The organism is Streptomyces sp. NBC_01261, assembly GCF_036226385.1.
Lineage (GTDB): Bacteria > Actinomycetota > Actinomycetes > Streptomycetales > Streptomycetaceae > Streptomyces.
In genome coordinates, this window is sequence record NZ_CP108463.1 from 10,283,288 (window position 1) to 10,309,659 (window position 26,372).

26 protein-coding genes are annotated in these 26,372 nt (G+C 70.7%); 16 read left to right on the top strand and 10 right to left on the bottom strand.

The genetic code is table 11. The features are described 5' to 3' along the window. The first annotated feature begins 16 nt into the window (after positions 1-16). Genes OG226_RS45610 through OG226_RS45625 form a run of 4 tightly spaced genes read left to right on the top strand, consistent with a single transcriptional unit; the run spans position 17 to position 4,234 of the window. A complete protein-coding gene (locus OG226_RS45610; RefSeq protein WP_329352432.1) occupies positions 17-1,240 on the top strand; it encodes an acyl-CoA dehydrogenase family protein in 1,224 nt (407 codons plus the stop codon). Positions 1,241-1,299: 59 nt separating this feature from the next. Next, entirely contained in the window at positions 1,300-1,854 is a 555-nt protein-coding gene (gene ssuE, locus OG226_RS45615) for an NADPH-dependent FMN reductase (RefSeq protein WP_201048719.1), read from the top strand. Between the two features lie 5 nt (positions 1,855-1,859). Further along, entirely contained in the window at positions 1,860-3,056 is a 1,197-nt protein-coding gene (locus OG226_RS45620) for an SfnB family sulfur acquisition oxidoreductase (RefSeq protein ID WP_328685392.1), read from the top strand. A 35-nt stretch (positions 3,057-3,091) separates the two neighbouring features. Beyond that, entirely contained in the window at positions 3,092-4,234 is a 1,143-nt protein-coding gene (locus tag OG226_RS45625) for an LLM class flavin-dependent oxidoreductase (protein ID WP_328685393.1), read from the top strand. 33 nt (positions 4,235-4,267) lie between these two features. Here OG226_RS45625 and OG226_RS45630 read toward each other — a convergent pair whose 3' ends face one another. From OG226_RS45630 to OG226_RS45645, 4 genes are all read right to left on the bottom strand, one after another. Beyond that, positions 4,268-5,500 (bottom strand): GNAT family N-acetyltransferase, encoded by a 1,233-nt coding sequence (locus OG226_RS45630; RefSeq protein WP_328685394.1) that lies wholly within the window; start codon positions 5,498-5,500, stop codon positions 4,268-4,270. Positions 5,501-5,630: 130 nt separating this feature from the next. Next, entirely contained in the window at positions 5,631-6,665 is a 1,035-nt protein-coding gene (locus OG226_RS45635) for an acyl-CoA dehydrogenase family protein (RefSeq protein WP_328685395.1), read from the bottom strand. Positions 6,666-6,758: 93 nt separating this feature from the next. Beyond that, entirely contained in the window at positions 6,759-8,456 is a 1,698-nt protein-coding gene (locus OG226_RS45640; RefSeq protein ID WP_328685396.1) for a purine-cytosine permease family protein, read from the bottom strand. Between the two features lie 212 nt (positions 8,457-8,668). Beyond that, positions 8,669-9,751 (bottom strand): substrate-binding domain-containing protein, encoded by a 1,083-nt coding sequence (locus OG226_RS45645; RefSeq protein WP_328685397.1) that lies wholly within the window; start codon positions 9,749-9,751, stop codon positions 8,669-8,671. Positions 9,752-9,862: 111 nt separating this feature from the next. Between OG226_RS45645 and OG226_RS45650 the strand changes: the two genes are divergently transcribed. The 9 genes from OG226_RS45650 (at position 9,863) to OG226_RS45690 (ending at position 18,041) form a co-directional block, all read left to right on the top strand. Continuing rightward, a complete protein-coding gene (locus OG226_RS45650) occupies positions 9,863-10,315 on the top strand; it encodes a MarR family winged helix-turn-helix transcriptional regulator (protein ID WP_328685398.1) in 453 nt (150 codons plus the stop codon). 90 nt (positions 10,316-10,405) lie between these two features. Further along, positions 10,406-10,762, top strand: a complete 357-nt coding sequence (locus OG226_RS45655) for a YciI family protein (protein WP_328685399.1) — start codon at positions 10,406-10,408, stop codon at positions 10,760-10,762. Then, on the top strand, positions 10,762-11,958 hold the full coding sequence (locus OG226_RS45660) for an RNA polymerase sigma factor (protein ID WP_328685400.1): 1,197 nt from the start codon (positions 10,762-10,764) through the stop codon (positions 11,956-11,958). Before OG226_RS45655 ends, OG226_RS45660 begins: the two co-directional genes overlap by 1 nt. A gap of 112 nt (positions 11,959-12,070) precedes the next feature. Next, positions 12,071-13,393 (top strand): aldehyde dehydrogenase family protein, encoded by a 1,323-nt coding sequence (locus tag OG226_RS45665; RefSeq protein ID WP_329352435.1) that lies wholly within the window; start codon positions 12,071-12,073, stop codon positions 13,391-13,393. Positions 13,394-13,451: 58 nt separating this feature from the next. Beyond that, positions 13,452-13,826 (top strand): ArsR/SmtB family transcription factor, encoded by a 375-nt coding sequence (locus tag OG226_RS45670; protein ID WP_019057149.1) that lies wholly within the window; start codon positions 13,452-13,454, stop codon positions 13,824-13,826. Further along, a complete protein-coding gene (locus tag OG226_RS45675) occupies positions 13,823-14,455 on the top strand; it encodes an SRPBCC family protein (RefSeq protein ID WP_328685402.1) in 633 nt (210 codons plus the stop codon). Before OG226_RS45670 ends, OG226_RS45675 begins: the two co-directional genes overlap by 4 nt. An 83-nt stretch (positions 14,456-14,538) precedes the next feature. Further along, the gene (locus OG226_RS45680; protein WP_328685403.1) at positions 14,539-15,594 is read left to right on the top strand and encodes an NAD-dependent epimerase/dehydratase family protein; all 1,056 of its coding nucleotides are present in this window, start codon (positions 14,539-14,541) and stop codon (positions 15,592-15,594) included. Positions 15,595-15,728: 134 nt separating this feature from the next. Next, a complete protein-coding gene (locus OG226_RS45685; protein ID WP_328685404.1) occupies positions 15,729-17,093 on the top strand; it encodes an RICIN domain-containing protein in 1,365 nt (454 codons plus the stop codon). Between the two features lie 42 nt (positions 17,094-17,135). Next, complete coding sequence (locus OG226_RS45690; protein ID WP_328685405.1) at positions 17,136-18,041, top strand: aldo/keto reductase; 906 nt, start codon at positions 17,136-17,138, stop codon at positions 18,039-18,041. A 13-nt stretch (positions 18,042-18,054) separates the two neighbouring features. Here the strand turns inward: OG226_RS45690 and OG226_RS45695 are convergent, their stop codons facing one another. The 3 genes from OG226_RS45695 to OG226_RS45705 all read right to left on the bottom strand — a co-directional run bounded on the left by OG226_RS45695 (position 18,055) and on the right by OG226_RS45705 (position 20,527). Further along, the gene (locus tag OG226_RS45695; protein ID WP_328685406.1) at positions 18,055-18,513 is read right to left on the bottom strand and encodes a pyridoxamine 5'-phosphate oxidase family protein; all 459 of its coding nucleotides are present in this window, start codon (positions 18,511-18,513) and stop codon (positions 18,055-18,057) included. 87 nt (positions 18,514-18,600) lie between these two features. Beyond that, on the bottom strand, positions 18,601-19,311 hold the full coding sequence (locus OG226_RS45700) for a dienelactone hydrolase family protein (protein ID WP_328685407.1): 711 nt from the start codon (positions 19,309-19,311) through the stop codon (positions 18,601-18,603). 118 nt (positions 19,312-19,429) lie between these two features. After that, positions 19,430-20,527 (bottom strand): bile acid:sodium symporter, encoded by a 1,098-nt coding sequence (locus OG226_RS45705; protein WP_329352438.1) that lies wholly within the window; start codon positions 20,525-20,527, stop codon positions 19,430-19,432. Positions 20,528-20,765: 238 nt separating this feature from the next. Between OG226_RS45705 and OG226_RS45710 the strand changes: the two genes are divergently transcribed. Further along, positions 20,766-21,137, top strand: coding sequence for a BlaI/MecI/CopY family transcriptional regulator (locus OG226_RS45710; RefSeq protein ID WP_329352440.1), 372 nt, complete (start codon positions 20,766-20,768; stop codon positions 21,135-21,137). A 159-nt stretch (positions 21,138-21,296) separates the two neighbouring features. On the opposite strand, the gene OG226_RS45715 is transcribed toward OG226_RS45710, so the two are convergent. Further along, positions 21,297-22,166 (bottom strand): putative RNA methyltransferase, encoded by an 870-nt coding sequence (locus tag OG226_RS45715; protein ID WP_329352442.1) that lies wholly within the window; start codon positions 22,164-22,166, stop codon positions 21,297-21,299. Between the two features lie 1,133 nt (positions 22,167-23,299). Here OG226_RS45715 and OG226_RS45720 point away from each other — a divergent pair. Next, positions 23,300-23,695: a VOC family protein gene (locus OG226_RS45720; protein WP_328685411.1), complete on the top strand. Its 396-nt coding sequence runs from the start codon at positions 23,300-23,302 to the stop codon at positions 23,693-23,695. Positions 23,696-23,773: 78 nt separating this feature from the next. Beyond that, positions 23,774-24,844: an adenosine deaminase gene (locus OG226_RS45725; protein WP_329352445.1), complete on the top strand. Its 1,071-nt coding sequence runs from the start codon at positions 23,774-23,776 to the stop codon at positions 24,842-24,844. Here the strand turns inward: OG226_RS45725 and OG226_RS45730 are convergent. Next, on the bottom strand, positions 24,826-25,341 hold the full coding sequence (locus tag OG226_RS45730) for a mycothiol transferase (RefSeq protein WP_328685413.1): 516 nt from the start codon (positions 25,339-25,341) through the stop codon (positions 24,826-24,828). The genes OG226_RS45725 and OG226_RS45730 overlap by 19 nt on opposite strands. 27 nt (positions 25,342-25,368) lie before the next feature. After that, positions 25,369-26,259 carry a LysR substrate-binding domain-containing protein gene (locus OG226_RS45735; RefSeq protein ID WP_328685414.1) on the bottom strand — a complete coding sequence of 297 codons (891 nt, stop codon included), beginning with the start codon at positions 26,257-26,259 and terminating at the stop codon, positions 25,369-25,371. Between the last annotated feature and the right edge of the window lie 113 nt (positions 26,260-26,372).

Genomic DNA, 26,372 nt, shown 5'->3' on the forward strand with positions numbered 1-26,372 from the left:
GAAAGAGGACACCCGCATGAGCACCGTCACGCCCACCGACTGGCAGACCCGCCCGGCCCCGCGGTCCGCCCAGGACTGGATCGCCCGCGCCGCCGAGGTCGCCGCCCTCCTCGACACCGACACCGACGCCGCCGCCCGCGACCGGGCCGGCGCCACCCCCTACGCCGAGGTCCAGCTCCTCAAGGACTCCGGCCTCGTCACCCTGCTCGGCCCCACGGAGCACGGCGGCGGAGGCCAGGACTGGCCCACCGCCTACCGCGTCGTCCGCGAGATCGCCCAGGCCGACGGTTCCATCGGCCAACTCCTCGGCTACCACTACCTCTGGAACTGGGCCGCCCGCCTGGTCGGCACCCGCGAACAGTGGGAGCACGTCGAGGCCGAGGCCGCCCGCAACCAGTGGTTCTTCGGCGGCGCCGTCAACCCGCGCGACAAGGACGTCACCGTCACCGAGGACGGCGACGACCTCGTCTTCACCGGCCGCAAGTCCTTCTCCACCGGCAGCAGGATCTCCGACGTCACCGTCCTCGAAGGCGTCCTGGACGGCACCGACCAGCACGTCTTCGCGATCGTGCCCTCCGACAGCGAGGGCCTGACCTTCCTCGACGACTGGGACAACATCGGCCAGCGGCTCACCGAGAGCGGCGGCGTCATCCTCGACGGCGTCCGCACCCCGTGGTCCTCGGCGGCCGGCTACGTCGACAAGGAATTCCGGCCGCGCACGTACAACACGCTCAACGTCCCGACCATCCAACTCGTCTTCGTCAACTTCTACTTGGGCATCGCCGCCGGCGCCCTGGAGACGGCCGCCACCTACACCCGCACCAAGGCCCGCTCCTGGCTGCACGGCGGCTACGAGCGCGCGGTCGACGAGCCCCACGTCATCGACACCTACGGCGACCTCACCGCGAAACTCTGGGCGGTCGAGGCCCTCGCCGACACCGTCGCCGCCGAGGGGCAGAAACTGCACGACGACCCCGACGCCGTCACCGAGAAGACACGCGGCGACTTCGAAGTACGGGTCGCGGCGGTCAAGGCACGCGCCACCGATGTCGCCCTGGAGATCGGCAACCGCGTCTTCGAGGTCACCGGCGCCCGCTCCACCGCCACCTCCGAGGGCCTCGACCGGTTCTGGCGCAACGTCCGCACGCACACCCTGCACGACCCCGTCGCCTACAAGCGGCGCGAGGTCGGCCGCTGGGTCCTTGAGGGCGAACTGCCCGAACCCACCTGGTACTCCTGACCCGCCAGCCCAGGGGCGCCCGCCGCACGCGGGCGCCCCGCCTCCCCGAAAGAGGACCCATGGCCACCGTCCTGTCCGTCTCCGGCAGCCCCTCCGTCTCCTCCCGCACGAATCGCCTGCTACGGCATCTGGACAAGCGGCTGATCGCCCAGGGCCACGAGGTGATCCCGCTCGACGTGCGCACCATCCCCGCCGAGGCCCTGCTCGGCGCGGACTTCCGCCACCCGGCGATCGTCGAGGCCACCGAACTGTTCGCCCGCGCCGACGGAGTGGTCGTAGGCACCCCCGTCTACAAGGCCTCCTACTCCGGAGTACTCAAGGCGCTGCTCGACCTGCTCCCGCAGTACGCCCTCACCGGCAAGACCGTGCTGCCGCTCGCCACGGGTGGGTCCACCGCACATGTGCTCGCCATCGACTACGCCCTGCGTCCGGTGCTGAACTCCATGGGCGCGGCCCACATAGTCCAGGGCTGGTTCACCCTCGACAAGGACATCACCGCCCACGAGGACGGCTCGCTGACCGTCGCCCCGGGCACCACCGAGGCGCTCACCCAGGTGGTGGACCAGTTCTCGGCGGCCCTCGGCCGTACCCCGCTGCTGGCCGCGGCGAGCTGACCACCATGACCGACCGTGCGACCGCCCACGTGATCGCGGACGACGCCGAGGCCCTCGCCCTCGCCGCCGCGCTCGCCGACGAGTTCCGGGCCGGGGCCTCGGCACGCGACACCGAACGCAGGCTCCCGCGCGCCGAGTTGGACCGCCTGTCCGACTCCGGACTGCTCGCGGTCACCGTGCCCGCCGACCACGGCGGCGCCGACGTCAGCGCGCAGACCCTCGCCGAGATCTTCCGCCTGCTCGGCTCGGCCGACGGCAGCCTCGCCCAGATCCCGCAGAGCCACTTCGCCTACGTCAATGTGATCCGCCGTCAGGGCACCCCGGACCAGCGGAAGTTCTTCTTCGCCGAGCTGCTGGCGGGCCGCCGCTTCGGCAACGCCCAGTCCGAGGCCGGCACCAAACACGTTCAGGACATCCGCACCCGCCTGACACGACAGTTTGACGGCTCGTACCAACTGACCGGCGTCAAGCACTACTCCACCGGGGCCCTCTTCGCCGACTGGATCCCCGTCCTCGCCCGCACCAAGGACGACAACCTCCATGTCGCGTACGTCCCGAGCGACGCCGAGGGCGTCACGGTCGTCGACGACTGGGACGGAATGGGCCAGCGTACGACGGCCAGCGGTACGGTCCGCCTGGAGGCGGTCGCCGTCCCCGCCGACCGCGTCCTGCCGCACCACCTCACCTTCGAGGGACCCCAACTCCACGGCGCCGTCGCCCAGTTGCTGCACGCGGCCATCGACGCCGGGATCGCCGGGGGAGCGCTGGCCGAGGCCGCCGAGTTCGTCCGGACGAAGAGCCGACCCTGGTTCGAGAGCGGGGTCGAGACCGCCGCCGAGGACCCGCTGCTGATCCAGCGGTTCGGTGAACTCGCCATCCAGGCAAGGGCGTCCGAGGCCCTGCTGATCCAGGCGGGCAAGGCCGTGGACGCGGCGCACGCCAACCTCGACGACGACTCGGCGGCGGAGGCCTCCATCGCGGTCGCGGCGGCCAAGGTGCACGCGGCGCAGACCGCCGTCGAGGTGGCGGGCGCCCTGTTCGAGGTGGCGGGAACCCGCTCCGCCCTCAACTCGCTCAATCTGCACCGGCATTGGCGCGACGCCCGCACCCACACCCTGCACGACCCGGCCCGCTGGAAGATCCAGCACATCGGCCGCTACGTGCTGAACGGCACCAGGCCACCCCGCCACGGCCTTCTCTGACCCACCCGCAGGACAGCCCAGACAGGAGCCCCCACGTGTCCCTCACCTTCCACTGGTTCCTCCCCACCAACGGGGACAGCCGCCATGTCGTGGGCGGCGGTCACGGCACCCCCGCCACCGCCTCCGGACGGGACCGGCCGCCGACGGTCGCCTACCTGAGCCAGATCGCCCGCGCGGCGGAGGACCTCGGCTTCGTGGGCGCCCTCACGCCCACCGGCGCCTGGTGCGAGGACGCGTGGCTCACCACCGCGATGGTCAGCCAGAACACCGAGCGCCTGAAGTTCCTGGTCGCCTTCCGCCCCGGCTTCGTCTCACCGACGCTGGCCGCGCAGATGGCGTCCACGTTCCAGCGGCAGACCGGCGGACGCCTGCTCCTCAACGTCGTCACCGGCGGCGAGAGCCACGAGCAGCGGGCCTACGGGGACTTCCTCGACAAGGACGCCCGCTACCGCCGTACCGGCGAATTCCTGGAGATCGTACGGCAGTTGTGGGACGGCAAGACCGTCGATGCGGCCGGTGAGCAGCTGCGCGTCGAGGACGCGAAGCTGGCGAGGCTGCCCGATCCGGTGCCCGAGGTGTACTTCGGGGGATCGTCGCCGATCGCGGGGGAGATCGCCGCCAAGTACGTGGACGTGTACCTCACTTGGGGCGAGCCGCCGGCCCAGGTCGCGGAGAAGATCGCCTGGATCAGGGGACTGGCGGCCAAGGAGGGGCGGACGCTCCGTTTCGGCATCCGGCTGCACGTCATCACGCGTGACACGTCCGCGGAGGCGTGGGCCGAGGCGAACCGGCTGCTCGAAGGGTTCGACTCCGAGACCGTCAAGTCCGTACAGGCCGGGCTCGCGCGGAGCGAGTCCGAGGGACAGCGGCGGATGCTCGCGCTGCACGGCGGAAGCCGGGACGGGCTGGAGATCCATCCCAACCTGTGGGCCGGGATCGGGCTCGTGCGAGGTGGCGCCGGGACGGCTCTGGTCGGCAGCCACGAGGAGGTCGCCGAGCGGATCAAGGAGTACGCGGCGCTGGGGATCGAGGAGTTCGTGCTGTCCGGGTATCCGCACCTTGAGGAGGCGTACTGGTTCGGGGAAGGGGTGCTGCCGAGGCTGGCGGCGGAGGGCGTGTGGCAGCACCCGGTCGGTGAGCAGCGGGCTTCCGCGGCACAGGTGCCGTTCGCCAGTTGATTCGGGTGGGCCGCACTGTTCGCGGGCGCGTGGTCAGAACCAGTGCAGGCAGTGCGGGGAGCGGTCGGCGCGGAAGAGGGCGTCGGCGCGGGTGGCCGCGTCCGGGCGGTGGGCCCGGATGTGTCCGGCCCGCACGAGGGTGCTCGGGGCGGTGCCGCCGAGGTAGACCGAGCCCAGGTCGCGTACGTCCAGGGACAGGTCGGGCTCCCGGCCCGTCGGCACACACTCGGCCTTGCCGTCCCGGACGGTCAGCAGATAGCGGCCGTGCTCGTCCAGGAACGGGTCGTCGACGGCGAGGACGAGTTCGCCGTCCGTGAACCAGCCGCGCGCGGTCAGCGCACGCGGTACGTCCAGCAGCCGCACCCAGAGCCAGTCCGTGTCGCCGCCCACCTCGCCGGCGCGGAAGTCCACGAGCTGCCGGCGCAGCGGGTGCTGGGGCGGGACGTGCTTGAACACGACCTGAGAGACCAGGTCGTGTTCGAGTACGAACCGGGCCAGGGCCGTGAAGACGGCGTCGTCGGTGGCGATGGTCTCGTCGACCGTCAGGGTCTTGCCCTCCCCGATCGAGTAGCTGGCGTACCCGTCCGGGACGCCGTCGGCGTTCCGGTGGACGGCCACGTAACGCGGCGCCGGCGAGATCGGGGGCTGCCCCGCGCGCAGGGCCCACCAGCGGTGCGGCCGGGACAGCGCGCCGGGCTGGGCGCGGCGGTACCGGTCGTAGACCTCTTCCAGGATCTCGCCGCACTCGGCACGACGCAGCACCTCGACGGAGCCGGTGTCCGGACCGGTCGCCGGTGCGTCGGCCGATCCGCGCGCCCGGGGAACGGCGAGGGCGCCCTTGTGGTGCGGCACCGTCAGCCGGGCCGTGTAGGTCGCCGGTCCATAGCCGAACCTGCCGTAGATCGTGGCCTCGGAGGCCAGCAGCACGGAGAGGACCTCCCCGCGGGCCCGCAGCTCGGTGAGCTGATGCCGCATCATCGCGCTGAGCACGCCCCGGCGCCGGTGCGAGGGGAGGACGCCGACGGCGGTCACCCCGGGAGCCGGGACGAGGGTCTCACCGGGCAGCGTCAGCTCGAAGGGGTACGTGGCCGCCGTACCGACGGGCCGCCCGTCCGCCGTCAGGGCGAGCAGGCAGCGGTCCATTTCGAGCGCCGACCACCAGAGCCCGCCGCCCTCGACGGGGGTTTCCGGGAAGAGCCCGAACGCCGCGTGGACCGTGTCGACGAAGACGTCATGGTCCTCGTCGGTCGTGGGACGGATCTCCATCGCTGCCGCAGCCTCCCCGATACCGGCACCACCTCCCGTGGTGTCCCGCCACAGTGCAGCGTCGCTCCGTGTCCAGGTCAACCGAATTACGGCCCGACACGACACAACTCCTGAGGACAGGCCGGCCGACCTACGTGGCGGAGTCGGCCAGTGTCTTCAGGTGGGCCCTTCTCGACTCCGCCGTCTGGCCCTGCACCAGCAGGAACAGGGCCTCCCTCGCGAGGCGTTGGGCCCTGCTCGACAACGACAGCGCTCTGCCGCCGCCGGCCACCACCGCTGCCGTGGTCGCCGTCATCAGCACCTCGTACGCCTGCGTCCTGAGCGCCAGCCGTTCCGCCACGTGCTCGTGCGCCACCGGGTGGTCGGCCAAGTCGTAGGCCTGCGTGCGCACCTTGTCGAGACGCGTGCGCAGCGGGCCGGACGTGTCGTCGTCCAGCAGGGCGAGGGCCGCCTCCGCGACGCCGAAGACCGCAGGTGACGCGTTCGTCGGTTTCGGGCGGTCGGTCCTCGCCCACTCCGCGTACGGCACGCGCAGGGCTACGGCGTCCTCCGGCAGCCACAGGCCGTCCAGTTCCAGCGACACCGTCCTGGAGGCGGTGAGCGCCGCCAGCCGCATCGGGTCGGACGGACGCAGTCCCTCCTGTTCCCGGGCCTCCGTGAACGCGAACAGTGCCTCGTCCGCGTCCGTCACCCCCGCGAGCAGCATGACGTCGTTGAGGCCCCAGCCCGTGTACCAGGGCACCGTCCCGTCGAAGCGCCAGCCGGCCCGCTCCCGCGTGACCCGTACCGGGATCCGGGGGTGGGCCCGCAGGTGCGCGTACGCCACCCCGGACATCAGCTCACCTCGCGCGAGCGGGCCCAACAGGCGCTCCCGTACGGGGAGTTCACCCTTGGCCAGGGTCATGACCGGCGTGTGGTGCTGTGTCTGCACGAACCACGTCGAGCAGCACGCCCCGGCCAGGATCTCCGCCGTCTCCCGCGCCACCGCGGCCGGCGCCGCCGAGCCGCCGTAGGCCACGGGGGCGCTCACGCCCAGCAGACCGGACCGTTTGACCGCCTCGATGTGGCTCGCCGGGACCTGATCCTGGTCGACCTGTTCGGCGTGCGGGGCGAGGAGGCCGTCCGCGAGTCGGCGGGCGCGGGTGACGAGGGAGTGCGAGGTCATGCGGGAGATTCTGCCGATCGGGCGGGGCGGCCACGCGCGACGCTCCGGCCCGTGTCGCGTGGGACACGGGCCGCAGCGCCGGGAACGCGGGGGTCAGTCCGCCGAGCGGACCGCGGGCATTACCAGGTCGACCGGGCCCGTGGCGCCGGGGGCACTCTTGCAGGAGTCGTGGCAGTCCTTCTCCAGGCTGCAGCACAGGGAGCAGATCGGGCCGGAGTGGAAGGGGCAGTTCGCCACGTCGGGGCGCTCGAAGTCCGTGGTGCAGACAGTGCAGTTGAGGATGACGGCCGAGGGGAGTCCGTCCGCGTCGAGCAGCGGCTCCGCCAGGTCGTCGAGACGGGCGATGTAGTACTTGCCCTTGGTGAGGTACGCGAACAGCGGCGAGAGGACCATTGCCAGGAACAGGGCGATGAAGGGCGAGTAGGCCTTGGCGTAGTCACCGAACGCGTCGAAGTACGCGGCGATGGAGACCGCCGACGCGATGAGCATCGAGCCGAAGCCGACCGGGTTGAAGTTGTACAGGTGGGCGCGCTTGAACTCGATGTAGGACGGGCTGAGTTTGAGCGGCTTGTTGATGACGAGGTCGGCGACGACCGCGCCGATCCAGGCGATCGCCACGTTGGAGTAGAAGCCGAGCACTGTGTTGAGGAAGCCGAAGACTCCGCCCTCCATCAGCGCCAGCGCGATGCCGACGTTGAGGAAGATGTAGACCACACGGCCCGGGTGACGGTGTGTCAGGCGGGAGAAGAAGTTCGACCAGGACAGCGAACCGGAGTACGCGTTCGTCGAGTTGATCTTCACCTGGGAGAGGATCACGAAGAACGTGGCGAGGCCCAGGGCGACCGGGGCGGCGAAGGTCTTGAAGCCGTGCACGTACTGCTGGATGGGCTCGTTGGCCTTGGCCAGGCCCACGCTGCCCGCGATGTAGAAGGCGAGGAACGCGCCGCCCATCTGCTTCGCCGCGCCGAGGACGACCCAGCCCGGGCCCGCCGAGAGCACCGCGCCCCACCACTTCTTGGCGTTCTCGGGGGTCTTGTCGGGCATGAAGCGCAGGTAGTCGACCTGCTCACCGATCTGCGCGATGAGGGACAGTGCCACACCGGCGCCCGCGCCGACGCCGAGCATGCTGATGCTGGAACCGGTGGGGGAGTTGCCCGCGAAGTGCGTGAACTGCGAGAACTTGCCGGGCTCTTGGATCGCGATGGACACGAACGGCGCGACCATCAGCACCAGCCACACCGGCTGCGTCCACACCTGCATCTTGGAGAGCGCGGTCATGCCGTAGATCACCAGCGGCAGGATGATCAGCGAGCAGATCAAGTAGCCGACGGCCAGCGGGATGTGGAGGCCCAGGTCCAGCGCCTGCGCCATGATCGAGCCCTCTAGGGCGAAGAAGATGAAGGTGAAGCTGGCGTAGATGACCGACGTGAGGGTCGAGCCGAGGTAGCCGAAGCCGGCGCCCCGGGTCAACAGGTCCATGTCGATGGAGTACTTGGCGGAGTAGTACGAGATCGGGATACCGGTGAGGAAGATCGTCACCGCCGCCGCCAGGATCGCCACCATGGCGCTGGAGAAGCCGTTCGAGATCGCGATGGAACCGCCGATGGCGAAGTCGGCGAGGTACGCGATACCGCCGAGAGCGGTGGTGGCCACCACGTACGGCGTCCAGCGGCGGAAGGACTTCGGCGCGTAGCGCAGCGAGTAGTCCTCCAGCGTGTCGTTCTTCGCCCAGTCGTTGTAGGTCCGTCCGGCAGCCGTTGCCGGCGCCTCTTTGTCGACGATCTCCGTCACGACACTTCCCTCTTCCACGGGTGTGGGTCATCTCCCGGACGGCCCGGGGGAGTTGGACGGAAGAGTCACGCCGAATTGTTTCCCGACCGTTTCACCTGCTTTAAATGGAAGGGATTTCAAAATTCTTTTGGCGACGCGCGTAGATTTAATCGATACTTCCTGTGGGAACTATTTCTGGGGCAAGGTACTCTCGGTCGGAGCAGGTGGGAAGGTCAGAGCTGGGCGACGATGTCGAAGTCGAAGACGTCCGCCCGCGCCAGGTACAGCCGTTGGCGGAGGTGATTGCCGTGCAGACGCAGTACGCCTCGCGGGCCCTCGTACGAGACGGTGCCGCCCACCGCGCACATGGCGCCCACATCGAGCGACCGCGCCTGCTCGGCCAGTGCGGAGAGCAGACGTACGCCTTCGAAACACGACTCGCCGAGGCTGCCCACGACGGGTGCGTCCATGCCGAACCGGGCCGCGTAACGCCCGCTGAAATCAAGGCTTTCGGCGGTCGCCAGGGTCTCGAAGTAACCGGCCGCCGCCCACAGCCCCTCGGTCGCCTCCGCGCCGGTGGACAGCAGGATGTTCTCGTCCATGTGCGTGCTCAGCCGCAGACACCGCTGATGCAACCCGCCTGCGGCGAACGCCCGGTTGAAGCGCGCCGCGTCGTCGCCGACCAGCAGCATCAGGACGGCGTCCGCCTCGCACCGCTCGATCCGCCGCAGCACCGGCCCGAACTCGTACGTCCCCAGCGGCACGAACACCTCGTCGCGCACCCGGCCGCCGCACTCCCGGGCGTAGCGGCGCGCGGCCCGGGCGGTCACCCTCGGCCACACGTAGTCGTTGCCCACCGTGCACCAGCGTCGTACGCCGGTCTCCTCCGCCAACAACCGCATGGCGGGCCGGAGTTGGGCCGCGTCGGTCTCACCGGTCAGGAAGACGCCCGGCGTGCGCTCGCCGCCCTCGTACTGCGCGGTGTAGACGTACGGCACCCGGCCCGCGATGCGCGGCACCAGCGCCTTGCGGACCGCCGAGGTGTGCCAGCCGACCACCGCGTCGACCGCGCGTATCGACACCAACATCTCGACCTCGGCGGCGACTTGCTCCGCCGGCGCGCCGCCGTCCACCACGATCAGCCGGACCTCGCGGCCCAACACCCCATCGGTGGCGTTGAGTTCCTCCACGGCGAGCTGTGCGGCGAGTTCGCAGGACGGGCCGAAGACGCCCGCCGGGCCTTGCAGGGGTACGACCAGTGCCACGACCAGAGTCCTGACCGGGCCGCTGATCCGCCCGGGTGGCAGGGGATGCACCAGACCACCTCCGTGAGGGCGTGCGGGCACGGAAACCGGTCCCGGCCCCGGCGCCCTCGCAGAGGCTCGTAATCTGAACCGCACAGTAGACCTACCGGAAGGACAGCGGCAATGTCGTCCGTACCGTCGCCGGGCCTCGCCCACCTGCTGAGTCACGCCGAGCGGCGACTGGGCCTGCGCATGACCGCCGTCCTGGCCGAGGAGAACTGCTCGGTCGAGCAGTGGCGCGTCCTGTCGGTCATCGCCGACGGCAAGGGCCACCCGATGACCGAGATCGCCGACCAGGTATTGATGCCGGCCCCGAGCCTCACCAAACTGGTCGACCGGATGGTCGCCGACAACCTCGTCCACCGCCGCCCCGACCACTCCGACCGCCGCCGCGTCCTGCTCCACCTCACCCCCCGCGGCCGTTCCCTCCACCAACGCGCCGCGGACCGCCTGCTCACCGACCAGACCCGGCTCCTCGACGCGATCGACGACCAGGGCGACCTCGTACGCCTGCTCGCCCGGCTCACGGCGGCGCTCGACGGAGAGCCCGCGGAGAAAAACCTGCCGGTGTCCTGAGGCGAGGTGTCGATCCGGCACCACGGTGTTCGTGTAGGAGGTGAGAGAACCCCAAGAGGGTTCGAGGATCCCTGCGCCCTGGAGGACGTCATGCCGCACTACCTGCTCAGCGTGATCACCCCGACCGACGGACAGATGCCCTCGCCCGAGGCGATGGCGGAGATCGTCCGCAAGCTGGAGATCTTCCACGACGAACTGCAGGCCGCCGGTGCCTGGGTCTTCGCCGGGGGGCTGCACGGGCCGGAGACCGCGACCGTGCTGCGCCCCAAGGACGGCGACGTGCTGATCACCGACGGGCCGTACGCCGAGGGCAAGGAGTATCTGGGCGGGCTGTGCCTGATCAAGGCGGCCGACCTGGACGCGGCGCTGGAGTGGGGGAAGCGGGCGACCTGGGCGACCACGCTGCCCGTCGAGGTGCGGCCCTTCATGAACACGGCCGAGGACTGATGCCGTTCGACACCGACATCGAGGCCGTCTTCCGTGCCGAGTACGGGCGGGCGGTCTCGGTCCTGGTGCGCTTCCTCGGTGACATCGACCTCGCCGAGGAAGCGGTCCAGGACGCCTTCACCACGGCCGTACAGAAGTGGCCGGAGGCCGGTGTGCCGCCGAGCCCGGCCGGGTGGATCATCACGACCGCCCGCAACCGCGCGATCGACCGGCTGCGCCGCGAGTCGTCGAGGGAGGCCCGCCACAGCGAGGCCGCTCTGCTGTACGCGTCCGACGCGCCCGCCGAGGAGGGACCCGTGCGCGACGACCGGCTCCGTCTGATCTTCACCTGCTGCCACCCCGCGCTCGCCACCCAGGCCCAGGTCGCGCTCACCCTGCGGCTGCTCGGCGGGCTCACCACCGCCCGGATCGCCCGCGCCTTCCTGGTGCCGGAGGCGACGATGGCCCAGCGTCTCGTCCGCGCCAAGGCCAAGATCCGCGACGCGCGGATCCCGTACCGCGTGCCCCGCGACGCCGACCTCCCCGACCGGCTCAAGGGCGTCCTCGCCGTCGTCTACCTGATCTTCAACGAGGGCTACACGGACTCGCCCGAGCTGTGCGCGGAAGCCCTGCGCCTCGGCTGTCTCCTGTCCGAGCTGATGCCGGACGAGCCCGAGGTCACCGGTCTGCTCGCGCTGATGCTGCTCATCGAGTCGCGCCGGGCCGCGCGGGAGGGCGCGGACGGTGAGCTGGTGCCGCTGCCCGAGCAGGACCGCGAGCGGTGGGACGGCGAGCTGATCGCCGACGGCCAGTCACTCGTCCGGCGGTGCCTGCGGCTCAACAACCCCGGGCCGTACCAGATCCAGGCCGCGATCAACGCCGTACACAGCGACGCACCGACCGCGGACGCGACCGACTGGGGACAGATCCTCCAGCTCTACGACCAGTTGACGGCCGTCGCCCCGAGCCCGGTCGTCGCCCTGAACCGGGCCGTCGCCGTCGCCGAGGTCGACGGTCCGCGCAAGGCCCTCGACCTCGTGGACGCGCTGGACCTCGGCGAGTACCACGTCCTGCACGCCGTGCGCGCCGATCTGCTGCGCCGGCTGGGCCGCGACACCGAGGCCGTCGAGGCGTACGAGGCGGCCATCGCCCGGACCGAGAGCGCGGCCGAGCGTGGGTACCTGGAACGCCGCCGCCGGGAACTCGTCCGCATGTGACAGCCGGTAGACGGCGGGTGACCATGGCCGCACCGGAATTTTTCCCGGCGCATCAATGGTTGCTATATACACCTGACCGTCCAGAACCCCCACGCACCAGCAGCGAGGCATCGTGAACCAGTCCAGCCCCGAGCAGCCCGCCGATATCGTCGCCCGGCTGCGCGCCACCTTCCGCACCGGCCGCACCAAGCCCGTCGAGTGGCGTACCGCCCAGCTGCGCCGCCTGCGCGACCTGCTCACCGAGCACGGCGACGACCTCGCCGCCGCCCTCCACGCCGACCTCGGCAAGAGCGCCGCCGAGGCCCAGCGCACCGAGATCGGTTTCACGGTCCGCGAGATCGACCACACTCTCGACCACCTTGAGGAGTGGCTGCGCCCCGAGTCCGCTCCCGTACCGGCCCACCTCGGCACGGACGCGACCGCCTGGACGCAGTACGACCCGCTCGGCGTCGTCCTGGTGATCGCCCCCTGGAACTATCCGGTGCAGCTCCTGCTGACCCCGGTCGTCGGCGCGCTCGCCTCCGGTGACGCGGTGGTCCTCAAGCCCAGCGAGATGGCCCCGGCCACCTCCGCCGCCGTCGCCCGGCTGATTCCCGCCTACCTCGACACCGACGCGGTCGCCGTCGTGGAAGGCGGCATCCCGGAGACCACGGCCCTGCTCGCCGAGCACTTCGACCACATCTTCTACACCGGCAACGGCGCCGTCGGCCGCATCGTCCTGCGCGCCGCCGCCGAGCACTTGACCCCGGTCGCCCTCGAACTCGGCGGCAAATCCCCGGCGTTCGTCGACCGCGACGCCGATCTCGCCGTCGTCGCCGACCGGTTGGCGCGCGGCAAGTTCCTCAACGCCGGCCAGACCTGCGTCGCCCCCGACTACGTCCTGACCGACCCGGAGACCGCCGCCGCGCTCGAACCCCTGCTGGTGAGCGCGGTCGAGAAGGTCTACGGCGCCGACCCGCAGACCTCCGGCGAGTACGGCCGGATCGTCAACGAGCGCCACTTCGACCGGCTCGCCGGACTGCTCGACTCCGGCCGTGTGGTGGTCGGTGGACGCAGCGACCGCGGTGACAAGTACATCGCACCGACCGTCCTCGCCGACGTGGACCCGGAGGCGCCGGTCATGGCCGAGGAGATCTTCGGCCCGATCCTGCCGATCGTCACCGTCCCCGACCTCGACGCGGCGATCGCGTTCATCACCGACCGCGACAAGCCCCTCGCCCTGTACGTCTTCACGGACTCCGACGACACCCGCGCCCGGATCGCCGCCGAGACCTCCTCGGGCGCCGTCGGCTACGGTCTCCCGCTCGCCCACCTCACCGTCTCCGACCTGCCCTTCGGCGGTGTCGGCGAGAGCGGCATGGGCAACTACCACGGCCGCTACTCCATCGAGACGTTCAGCCACCGCAAGGCCCTGCTGGAGAAGCCGCTCGTCTGACCGGCCCGCTCATCTATCACTGGTCGCTTATATAAGCGACCGGTGATATTTTTGCCGCATGCACGCCTTTGATGTGCTCGGAGACCCCGTGCGCCGTCGCATCCTGGAGCTGCTCGCCGAGGGCGAGCAGCCCGCCGGCACGGTCAGTGACGCCGTCCGGCGGGAGTTCGGGATAACGCAGCCCGCGGTCTCCCAGCATCTGAAGGTGCTGCGGGAGAACGGTTTCGCGACGGTACGGCCGGACGGCACCCGGCGCCTCTACGCGGTCAACTCCGAGCCGCTGCGGGACATCGACGCCTGGCTCGACCGGTTCCGCCGCTACTGGACGCCTCACCTGGACGCCCTGGCAACCGAGTTGGCCCGGGGCAAGCGTGAACGCCGGCTCCGCGAGGCCGACGACGACAGCCCCGACGAGTCGAGGAGCACCCCATGATCGACGTCACCCACCAGATCAACTCCGTGAGCCGCACGGTCGGCCGACGCGACTTCAAGGCCGGCGAGGCCCGCGTGATCACCATCGGCCAGTCCTACGACTCGCCGGTCGAGGACGTCTGGGACGCCTGCACCAACCCCGAGCGCATCCCCCGCTGGTTCCTGCCGGTCACCGGCGAACTGCGGCTGGGCGGGAAGTACCAGTTGCAGGGCAACGCGGGCGGCACCGTCGAGCGCTGCGACCCGCCCAACAGCTTCTTCGCGACCTGGGAGTTCGGCGGCGAAGTCAGCTGGATCGAGCTGCGGTTGACGCCCGAGGGTGACGGAACACGCTTCGAGTTGGAGCACATCGCCCACGTCGACGACACGAAGTGGGCCGAGTTCGGGCCCGGCGCGGTGGGCGTCGGCTGGGACTCGATCCTGCTGGGGCTCGACGGCAACCTGTCGGGCACGGCACCCGTGAAGCCCGAGGACGCCATGGCCTGGCTGGCGTCCGAGGAGGGCCGCCGTTTCGTCACGGCGAGCAGTGAGGCGTGGTTCGCGGCGAACGTGGCGAGCGGCGAGGAAGAGTCGGCGGCCCGCGAGGCGGCCGACCGGACCACGGCCGCCTATACCGGGACCGGGAGTTGAGCGTCGTAGCGACCGAAGCGCTGACCCGGGACCGATCACCGTTGTAGCGTGCGCGCTGGATGCCACGGTGATCGGAGCCAGGGATGAGTGTCGGCGGCGAGACGGTGTTGGTGACCGGCGGGAGCGGATTCGTCGGCAGCCATCTGGTCCGGCAGTTGCTGGAGCGCGGCTACCGGGTGCACACCACCGTGCGGTCCCTCGGCAACGAGGCGAAGGTCGCGCCGCTGCGGGCCATGGGGGAGCGATTCCCGGGCGCGCTGGAGCTGTTCGAGGCCGATCTGCTGGCGGCGGGTTCCTTCGACGCGGCGATGGACGGCTGCCGGGTCGTGTTCCACGTGGCCTCGCCGTTCCTGATGCCGGAGAAGATCAAGGACGGCCGGAAGGACGTCGTCGAACCGGCGCTCACCGGCACCCGGAACGTCCTCGCCGGCATCGAACGCACGCCCACCGTCGGGAAGTTGGTGTTCACCTCCACGGTCGGCGCGATCTTCGGCGACTACGTCGACGTACTGGCGATGAAGGACGAGACCCTCTCCGAGGACTACTTCAACACCACCAGCACGGTCGAGAACAACCCCTACCACTACGCCAAGACGGTCGCCGAACGCGCCGCCTGGGACGCGCAACAGGCGCAGAACCGCTGGCGCATGGTCGCGGTCAACCCCGGCCTGATCCTTGGCCCTTCACTCACCCCGGCCTCCGACTCCGGGAGCCTGTTCCTCCTCGACGAGCTGTTCAAGGGCTACTTCTTCTACGGGGCACCCGACTTCAGCTTCACCGTCGCCGACGTGCGGGACGTCGCGGGCGCGCACATCGCGGCGGCGGAGAACCCCGACGCGCACGGCCGTTACATCGTCGCGGCCGCCCGGATGGCGTCCTTCCTCGACATGTCACGCGCCCTGCGGCAACACCTCCCGCGCGACTACCGGCTGCCCCGACACGGCCTGCCGCACTGGCCGGTGCGGGTCCTGGGCCCGGCGTTCGGGCTCACCCAGGACTACATCCGCAAGCACCTCGGGATCAGGTTCACGGTCGACAACCGGCGCGGAGTGAGGGAACTGGGCATCGACTACCGGCCGTTGGGGGAGACCCTCCTCGATCACCACCTGGCCTGGCGGGAGTTGAGGAAGGCGGACTGAGCGGCACTCGCCCTTCCTCGTTCACTCCTCGGACCGTTCAAGGCTCTTGACCGGTTCAGACCACAGGCGCTTGGGTGTGGCCGATCACCTTTTCGGTGTCATGAGCCTGACCACACTCGAACCGAAGGGCACCCATGCGAACCCCCCACGCCCTGCTCGCCGTCGCCGCCGCGCTGTCGGCGGCGATCGTCGCTCCACCGGCCGGAGCCGCCGACGCGGTCCCCGCTCCGGGCACCTACTACGTCCAGAGCGCCACGACCGGGCTCAACACGGCCGACAAGGGGGGAGCGGTGGAGCAGCACAACCCCAAGGGCAACGAGGACCACCAGCAGTGGAGCCTCCGGACGAGCGGATCGTCGTACGTCCTGGAGAGCACCGACACGGCCGGCAGCTGTCTGGGCCGCTCGGGCGGCCAGGCGAGGACCGTCGCCTGCACGAGCGCCGACGCGGCCTGGCAGATCACCCCGACCGGCGGCGACCAGTACACGCTCAAAGTCCCCGGCGCGGAAAGCTACTTGACCGTCGGCGCCAAGCCCTCCGGCGCCAACTACCCGGCCCAGCTGGCCATCGGCTCCTCGGGCGGCCTCGCCTCCTGGTACCTCACGCCGATCACCTCGCCCACCAACCCGATGCCCGCCCAGGACCAACGCACCCTGGACCAGGTCACGTTCCTCACCGCGCACAACGCCTACGCCAACGGGGTCGACGGCGGTTTCGCCCCGCCGTTCGTGAACTTCTTCCCGAACCAGTCCCGCGGCATCAACCAGCAACTCTCCGACGGCGTAAGGGGGTTCATGCTGGACATCCACCAGACCTCCGACGGCGCGATCCTCTGCCACGACAGCTGCACCCTGGTCAGCAGCCCGGTCGCCCTGAACGTCGACCTCCAGCGCATGGTCGACTTCCTCAAGGCGCACCCCGACCAGTTCGTCACCGTCTTCCTGGAGGACTACGTCGACCCGGGTGTGCTGCGCAGCGAACTCGCCCGCGTCAACGGCCTGTACGACGTGCTGTACCGCCCCGACCAGACCGGCGTACGGCAGAACGGCTGGCCGAAGATGGCCGACCTGATCGCCGCCAACCACCGGCTGCTGATCTTCACCGACCACAGCCGCGCCTCCGACGAGTCCGCGGGACTGACCCGGGACAGCTTCGGTGTGATGTACCAGCGCGACTGGACCGTCGAGAACTACTGGTCCATGGGCTCCGGCGCGAGCTCCTCCGACTGGTCCTGCTACAGCCGCTGGTACGGCAGCGACCTCAACGTCCCGCTGACGCAGACGTATTCGGGGTTCCGCCCGCTGTTCGTCATGAACCACTTCCGTGATGCCACCATCGCCGGGACGGCGCAGACCGACAACACCAAGGTCCTCGACCGGGCCCAGCGGTTCTGCCAGCCGGCCGCCCGGAAGAAGCCCAACTTCCTTGCGGTGGACCGCTATGACCTCGGCAACCCGGCCTCCGCGGTCAACTCCCTGAACGGCTACACGTATCCGTGAAGTGCGGTCGGCCCTTCGGCGGGCGTGTGCGAAACTCCGCTGATGACCTCTGAGAAGATCACCGCGGCCGCCGCGGGCGCCTGGCAACTCGGCGACCTGCCCGTCAACCGCATCGGCTTCGGCGCGATGCGGCTGACGGGCAGCGCAGCCTTCAACCTCGGGACCCCGAGCGACCGCGACCGGTCGATCGCCGTGCTGCGCAGGGCGATCGAACTGGGTGTGAACCACATCGACACGGCCGCCTTCTACTTCTCGTCCCTGCGGTCCGCGAACGAACTCATCAACTCCGCGCTCGCGCCCTACGCGGACGACCTGGTGATCGCCACGAAGGTCGGTCCCTTCCGCAACTACTCCGGGGAGTGGGGTACTTCGGCCCGTCCCGACGATCTGCGCGGCCATGTCGAGGAGAACCTGCGGCAGTTGGGGCGCGACCACCTGGACGTGGTGTACCTGCGCCGGATGCGTCAGGACTCGATCGCCGAGCACTTCGGCGCCCTCGCCGAACTCCGCGACGAGGGACTGGTCCGGCACCTCGCGATCTCCGACGTCGAGCCGCGGCACCTGGCCGAGGCGCAGGCGATCGCGCCGGTGGTGAGTGTGCAGAACCGGTTCGGGCTCGACTCGTCCAGTCCCGACACCGACGAGATGCTGCGGATCTGCGGGGAACAGGGCATCGCCTTCGTCCCGTTCTTCGCCATCGCGGGCGGGGCCGGGGCGCAGGGCGCCACCACCGCCCACGACGACGAGGTGCTGGCCATCGCGGACGCCCATGACGTCAGCCCCGCCCAGATCCGCCTCGCCTGGTCCCTCGCGCAGGGGCCGCACGTCCTCGCCATCCCGGGCACGGGCAACCCCGACCACCTCACCGAGAACGTGGCCACGGGCGCGATCCGGCTCACGGAGGACGAACTGGCCCGGCTCAACGAGCTGCACCGCAAGGCCGGTTGAGCGGGGGCAGGGCTCACGCCACCCAGGTTCCGTCCCGCATCAGATGGCGCTGGGACAGCTCGCGTTGCTCGTGCCACGCCTGGACGGCGAGCGGCCGGACCCGGAAGAAGGAGTAGGGCGCGCGGTCCTCGCGGGGATCCCAGCCGTACTTCGCGTGGAAGGACTCGGCCGCGGCGGCCGGGACGTCCTGCGCGGTGAAGGCCGTCGCCTCGCCGTCGATGAGGACGACGTCCCGGGTGTCCGCGAAGGCGAGCCGGGTTCGCCGCCCGTCGGTGAGATTGCGGCCCGTGGGGTTCGTGGCCCGGGTGGACAGCCACACGGCCTGCCCGTCCCAGACGAACCACAGTGGCACCAGACACGGCCGCCCGTCGGCGTCCGCCGAGGCCACCCAGATGTCCGACTCCCGCTCCAGCCTGGCCAGTACGTCACGCCTGCGCTCTTCGGGGCCGCGGGGCGGCACGGTGATCGTCATGCCCGGGACGCTACCGGCGCTGCCCGCGCGACACCTCGGGCCAGGGTCGTAGGACCTTGGCCCGAGGGTGTCGGGGATGTCGGGGCGTCAGCCCAGCTGCTCGTGCAGGAACGGGACCGTGCTCGCCCAGGCGCGGGTGGCGGAGTCGGCGTCGTAGACCGGCCGGCCGTCGTTGAAGAAGGCGTGGTTCGCCGGGTAGAGGCGCAGGTCCGGGGTGATGCCGGACTGCTCCTGGATGTGTTTGCTCAGGGCTTCGAGGCCCGCCACCGGGATGCTCTCGTCCAACTCGCCGTAGTGGCCCTGGATGTGTGCCTTCAGGCCGGAGAAGTCGGGGAGTTCGCCCTGGATCACGCCGTAGAACGGCACCGCGGCGCTCACGCGCGGGTCGGCCGCGGCGAGGTACAGGACGAAGCCGCCGCCCATGCAGAAGCCGACCGCGCCGACCGTGTCCGAGGTGACCTCGGGCAGGGACAGCAGGTGGTCGACCGCGCCGGAGAGCAGTTCGACACCGCGGGCGACCGGGAGGGCCAACATCATGCGGAGGGCCTCGTCGCTCTCGTGCGCCACGTTCCCGCCGTAGAGGTCGGGGGCGAACGCGACGAAGCCCTCCTGGGCGAGCCGGTCGGCCACGTCGGCGATGTGGTCGGTCAGGCCCCACCACTCCTGGATGACGATGACGCCCGGTCCGCTCCCGGACGGCGGCAGCGCGAGATAGCCGTGGGCGGTGCCCCCGGCACTGGGGAAGGTGACGTTCTGGTGGGCGGGGGCGCCGGTCGACTTCGGCAGCTCGGAGGACATGGGGCTCAACTCCTGTACGGCGGTGCTCGGTTGGGGGTGGAGCCGTCGGGGCGGGACCCGACGTGATCTCCAGCCTGCCACGGCAGGGTTCGGCGGGCGCCCCGGCCCCTCGATCCGGCTATCGCGCGGGGGCCGGCGCGGGGTTCGTTTCCCGTCCTATGCGGACCACCCGTCCGGCGGCCACCTTCTGCAGCAGCCCGTACGCCAGCACCGGCAGCAGAATGTGCGGGCGGTCGGGCAGGGTCGTCGTGATCAGCACCGCGCTCGCGCTGCTGTTGTTCATCCCGCAGGCCAGCGTCACCGAGGCACCGGCCCGGGCGTCGAGGCGCAGGGCCCGTGCGGCCACCCGGCCCAGCGTGAAGGACAGCCCGCACACCGTCGCGGCGACACCGAGCGCGGCCAGCAGGAGCACCGGGCGCGGATGGCGCAGGAAGGGGCCGAGCACTCCGCTGGCATTGACGTACGTCAGCAGCAGCGAACCGGGGAGCGCTGCGGGCACGGCCACGCCGATGAGTCCGTCCCGTGCGCGTCGGGGCAGGGCGAGCCGGCACAGGATGCCCGCCGCGCACGGCAGGACGACCGAGGTGAGGGCGAAGGCGTCCCCGGCCGAGTGGGCGGCGACGGCGAGTCTGCCCGCGTAGTCGCCTTGGAGCAGCGGGCACAGGACGGCCAGGGTGAGTGGGACGGTGAGCGGGCTGACCAGGGTGGAGGCGAGCACCAGACCGACGGCCGTGGGCTGGTCGCCGTCCCCCTTCGCGGTCCACACCGTCGCCCCGGCGGCCACCGGCATGGCGACGACGAGGATCATCGCGGCGATCATCCCGCTGCCGCCGTCGTGGTCCGGCGACAGCCGCAGCGCGAGGGCCACCCCGGGGACGATCAGCAGCGGTACCAGGATGTGCAGCGCGAGGCCCGCGAGCAGGGCGGCGGGGCGCCGTAGCAGCAGCCGCAGTTCACGCAGCGGCACCTGCAGACCGGCGCCGAACAGAACGAGGGCGAGGAGAAACTGGGGTGTGCGCAGGGGTAGTTCAGCGATGCCCGTCGCGTGTGGGTGCCGGAGCCACAGGCCGGGGCCCGGCAGCACCGCTGCCGCGAGGTACGTCACGGCGACGGCTCGGCCCAGGTGACGGCGGAGCAGGGCGAGGAGGCGGGGTACGCAGGGAATCCTCGCGGGGATCCCGGACGAGTCGGGGATCCCGGATGAGTGGGGACGCATCGTGGCGCTCTTCCGTCGTAGGGCCTGGGCGGAGACGGGGCGCCGGTATCGCGTGGAAGCTCGTCGACACGTGCGAGGGGATGAGTGAGCGAAGCCCTGCGGTCATCGTCGACGGTCCTTCCATAATGGGCGGGCGGAAGCGGACACACGGGTGCGGTGACGAGACGGCACCCGAGTGACTACAATTCTGTAGACGGTCTACTGAACTGTAGACGAAGACGGGGTGAGGATCGTTCCCATGGCCGACGAAAAGGACGAACGCCGACCGGCGGGTGAGCTGGAGGCCACCGTCATGGCCGCCCTCTGGGCCGCCGGCGCCCCGCAGACCCCCGGCGAGGTACAGCTGAGCCTCGACACGGGCCTGGCCCGCACCACGGTGACGACGATCCTGACCCGGCTGCACGACAAGGGCGTCGTGGAGCGGCACCGGCAGGGGCGGGGGTACGCGTACTTTCCGGTGCAGGACGCGCAGGGGCTCACCGCCCGCCGTATGCATACCGAGCTCGACAGGGACGGCGACCGGGAGACGGTGCTGGCCCGGTTCGTGGCTCAGCTCAGTCCTGATGACGAGCGGGTGCTGCGGGACCTTCTGGAGTCCGGGGAGGTGTGAAGGCCGGCGTGGAGTGAAGCCTGGTGAGTCGTGGGAGCGGGTGAGCAGCGGAATCGGGGGCGGTTTCTTGTCGCGCGTACTCGCCACTCGCCGTGAGTTCGCGTGCTGCCTCGACGAGGGCATCTGAGGCGATCCATGTCTCCCCAGGGAGCAACAGGTTCATGTGCCTGCCTGTGGGCGCCGAGGCCGGTAGGCCGTGGCCAGCACGGCGACCGTGACGTGGTCGGGCAAGCGGCCGGTATCGGCTAGGTCTGCACGGCTCAAGTGGCGTGCGCTAGGTGTCATCCCGACCAGATCGAGGGTCTCCTGCCTGGTCAACTGTGCGGTGTACTCGATCTGTTCGGTGACGGTGGCCTCGAAGTGGGGATCCATCGCCCGGTGCAGGCGTTGTTCCTTGGCCGGGTCGATCGTGACCATCGCCGACACCCGGCCGCGCAGCTCGGCCAGGTGTCGCCCGGTGGGTCGGACCACGATCAACCGGCCGGTCGGGCGCAGTACGCGGTGGAACTCGACCGGGTTGCGCGGGGCGAACACGTCCAACACGACCTCGGCCATTCCGTCGGCCAGCGGGAGGGGACGGAAGACGTCCCAGGCCACCGCGGCGGCCCGTTCATGGGCGCGCGCCGCCGAGCGCAATGCGCGCACCGACGTGTCCAGCCCCAGACCGCGGGCGCCGGGCAACTGATCGAGTACGCCGGCCAGGTAGTAGCCCGTGCCGCACCCGACGTCCACAACCGTGGCCCGCTCGGGCGCGGAGTCGGCCGCCAGCCGGGCAACCGCTTTACGGATGGGCGCGTACGTGTCGGTCGATAGGAACCGTTCCCGGGCCTGGACCATGGCCGCGTCGTCGCCGCTGGTGGCACGGGCACCCGTCAACAGGCCGGCGTAGCCGTGGCGGGCGATGTCGAAGGAATGGCCCGCCGGACAGCGCAGCGCGCCGCGGTCGCGGTGCAGGCCGGGCGTGCGGCACGTCGGGCAGCGCAGCAGGTCGAGGGACAGGTCGAGGGCAGGGGGAAGCGACATGGGCACGAGGCACTCCAGGCAAGGGTGAAGGGAAGGGGCCGTGCCTGTACGCGCGCTCGGAACGTCACTGCCTCAAGCAGGAACGGGCAGCGCCGGAAAGGTGGTTCACGCGGCAGGCACACCAAGGAGGGCGACGCCGTTCGGCCTCGCCCTCAACGCCTTCCGGTTACAGGAAGCAGTGCGGAGTGCTCGTGAATGCCACGCCCTGAGTCTACGAGCATCGGCGAAGCCGCTCGGGTCGCCGATGTCGGGAACCACGGCCGAGGCAACCACCCCCGGTCGGCATCCGCCACGCCCCACAGCCCCCGCGCATCCGCCGCACGCCCCTGCCGGGCGACCGTGCCCACCCGCGCAGGCCCCGTGCATCCGTCTCACGCCCGTGTCGGCGGACCGTGTCCATCCGGTGTCCGCTGCTCTCCGCGGACCCCGCGCATCCGCCGCACGCTCCTGCCGGGCGACCGTGCCCACCCGCTGCCCTCCGCAGGCCCCCCGTGCATCCGTCTCACGCCCGTGTCGGCGGACCGAGTCCATCCGGTGTCCGCTGCCCTCCGCGGGCCCCGCGCATCCACCCCACGCCCCTGCCGGGTGACCGTGCCCACCCGCTGCCCGCTGCCCTCCGCAGGCCCCGTGCATCCGTCTCACGCCCGTGTCGGCGGACCGTGTCCATCCGGTGTCCGCTGCCCTCCGCGGGCCCCGCGCATCCACCCCACGCCCCTGCCGGGTGACCGTGCCCACCCGCTGCCCGCTGCCCTCCGCAGGCCCCGTGCATCCGTCTCACGCCCGTGTCGGCGGACCGAGTCCATCCGGTGTCCACCGCCCTCCGCAGGCCCCGCGCATCCACCCCACGCCCGTGCCGGGTGGACCGTGCCGGGCGGACCGCGTTCCCGGTGCCCACCGCCCTACGTCGGCCCCGCGCATCCGCCCCGCGTTCCCGCCGAGCCCTCCAAACCCACGCGGCATCCCGCCGACACCCCGCTGACCTGTCCATTCGCTCAGGTGTCCTTGCCTCCCCGACACCCCGAAGGCCTCGCCGCCCCACCCCCTCCTCACCCCCCTCCGAATCCGACTGGCGCGAGTGAAGTTTTACGTATAACCTCACGCGTCAATCCCACCGACCGGAACCCGCACGGAGACCCCCGATGAGCCGTATCGCCCTGGTTGCCCTCGTCGTCGACGACTACGACGAGGCGATCCGCTTCTACACCGAAGCCCTCGGCTTCCGTCTCGTCGAGGACGCTGCCCGCCCCGACGGCTCCCGCTGGGTCGTCGTGACGCCGCCCGGGGTGGACGGCTCCGGGACCGGCCTGCTGCTCGCCCGTGCCAAGGGTGAGGAGCAAGGGGCCCGGGTCGGGGACCAGACCGGCGGTCGTGTCGGGTTCTTTCTCCACACGGACGACTTCGCCCGCGATCACGCCCGCATGCTCGCCGCGGGCGTGACCTTCCTGGAGGAGCCGCGCCACGAGCCGTACGGTTCCGTCGCCGTCTTCCAGGATCTGTACGGCAACCGCTGGGACCTGCTCCAGCCGGCCGCCTGAAACCCCGCACCCCGCATCCCCGCACCCCCTGCATCGCCCCACCCCGCTCACCGAACGACGACCGAGGAACCACCGCACATGTCATCTACGCGCATAGACGTCGACACCCTCCGCCGACTCCCCAAGGCCGTGCTGCACGACCACCTCGACGGGGGTCTGCGCCCCGCCACCGTGGTCGAGCTGGCGGAATCGGTCGGGCACACGCTGCCCACCACCGACCCGGACGAGTTGGCCGCCTGGTACTTCGACGCCGCCAACTCCGGTGATCTGGTGCGCTACATCGCCACCTTCGAGCACACCCTCGCCGTGATGCAGAACCGCGAGGGCCTGCTGCGTACCGCCGAGGAGTACGTCCTCGACCTGGCCGCCGACGGTGTCGTCTACGGAGAGGTGCGTTACGCCCCCGAGCTGAACACCAACGGCGGGCTAGCGCTCAGCGAGGTCGTCGAGACCGTTCAGGAGGGGCTCGCGGCTGGTATGGCCAAGGCCGCGGCGGCGGGTACGCCGGTACAGGTGCGGACGTTGCTGTGCGGGATGCGGATGTTCGACCGGGTCGGCGAGGCCGCCGACCTCGCGGTGGCCTTCCGGGAGGCAGGTGTCGTCGGCTTCGACATCGCCGGTGCCGAGGACGGCTTCCCGCCCGCCGACCACCTCGCCGCCTTCGAGCACCTGCGCCGCGAGAGCGTGCCGTTCACGATCCACGCCGGTGAGGCACACGGTCTGCCCAGCATCCACCAGGCCCTCCAGGTCTGCGGCGCCCAGCGCATCGGCCACGGCGTCCGCATCACCGAGGACATCGTCGACGGCAAGCTCGGCCACCTGGCCGGCTGGGTGCGGGACCGTCGTATCGCCCTGGAGATGTGCCCGACCTCCAACCTCCAAACGGGCGCGGCCAGTTCGATCGCCGAGCACCCCATCACCGCCCTGAAGGACCTCGGCTTCCGCGTCACCCTCAACACCGACAACCGACTGGTGTCCGGTACGACGATGACGCGCGAGATGTCCCTGCTGGTCGAGGAAGCGGACTGGAGCGTCGAGGACCTGCGCACGGTCACGGTGAACGCCCTGAAGAGCGCGTTCATCCCGTACGACGAGCGCAAGGCCCTCATCGAGGACGTCGTCCTGCCGGGTTACGCCTCGGCGCTCTGAAGCAGCCCGCGCACATACGCGGCCTGTCCGACGTGCTCCAGATCGTCGGACAGGACGCTGACCAGCCGTACGCCCAGGGTGACCGGCGGGTCCCAGCGTTCGTCCACGATCCGGTCGTAGTCCTCCGCCGTCAGTCCGCGCAGATACGCGAGCGTCTGGTCGTGCACGGCGTCGTAGTACCCGGTCAGCTGCCCGGCGGACTCGACGCGCACCTTGCCGACCTTCGCGGCGGTGTGGCCGTACCCGGTGTCCTTGGCCGGCAGGTCGAGGCCGAAGCGCTTCTCCCAGCCCTGGGTGAGCCACACCTGGTCGAGGCCGGCGGCATCGGCGACATGGTCGTCCTGGACCCGGGTGAGATGCCAGACCAGCCAGGCGATCGAGTTGGCGTCGGGGGCGAGGCGGGCGTGCAGTTGGTCAGGGGCGAGGCCGTCGAGGGCGGCATGGACTTCTTCCTGGACGCGGCCGTACGCGTCGATGAGGATGTCGTTGGCATGCATACGACCACCATCGCGCATCCCCGTTCCTCATGCGGCCGGAGTGTCGGTTTCCAGGAGGGTCATCAGGGCCCGGGCCGCCGGACTGGTGGCCTGCGGGGGCGGGAGCAGGGCCACCGTCTCGTAGACCTCCTCTCCGGGTCCCTTCAGAAGGAGCGCGGTGAGGGCCTCGCGCTTGTGGCGGAAATGCTGGGGGACCACCGCGATGCCGAGGTTCTCGTCGATCAGGTCGAGGAGGCTGTGCACGTCGTTGACCTCCAGCGCGACCGTCCGCCGTACGCCCGCCGCCGCGAAGACGGCGTCCGTGGTGCGGCGCGAGGCCCAGTCCGGGTGGAAGTCGACGAAGACCTCGCCCGCGAGGTCGTCCGGAGTCACCGCCGCACCCGTCTCCGCGAGCCGGTGGCTGGGATGGCACAGCACGGTCATCGGCTCGCTGGTCAGCGATACGGAGCGGAGCTGGTCGGTGTCCGCCTGGGTCCGGTACGCGAACGCCAGGTCGAGGCGCCCGGCCGCGACCTCCTCCGCCAGCGCGCCCGAGCCCGCCTGCCGTAGCCGGATCTCGACATCGGGGTGCCTGCGCCGGAACGCGGCGAGCAGCCCCGCCACATGCACCCCGGCGATGCACTGCTCGGTGCCCAGCGACAGCGTGCCGCGCAGCACGCCCTGCACCGCCGCGACCGCCTCGTGCGCCGAGCGGACCTGCGCCAGAATGCGTTCCGCCTCGCCGAGCAGCGCCCGGCCGGCCTCCGTGAGCGTGACCCGGCGGGTGGTGCGGACGAACAGCGGGGTCTGCAACTCCCGTTCCAGGGCGCGGATCGATGCCGACAGGCCCGACTGGGACACCATCAGCCGCTCGGCCGCGCGGGTGAAGTGGTGGTCCTCGGCGACGGCGATGAAATGCTGGAGATGACGCAGTTCCATGATTGAGAAGCGTAACCGCTGAATTCCATCGGATTCTTCTGTTGGACCACTGCCCGCAGGTCACGGCAGAGTGGGCGGTGGTTCCCTGGAACCGGTATCCCGTGTGCCAACCC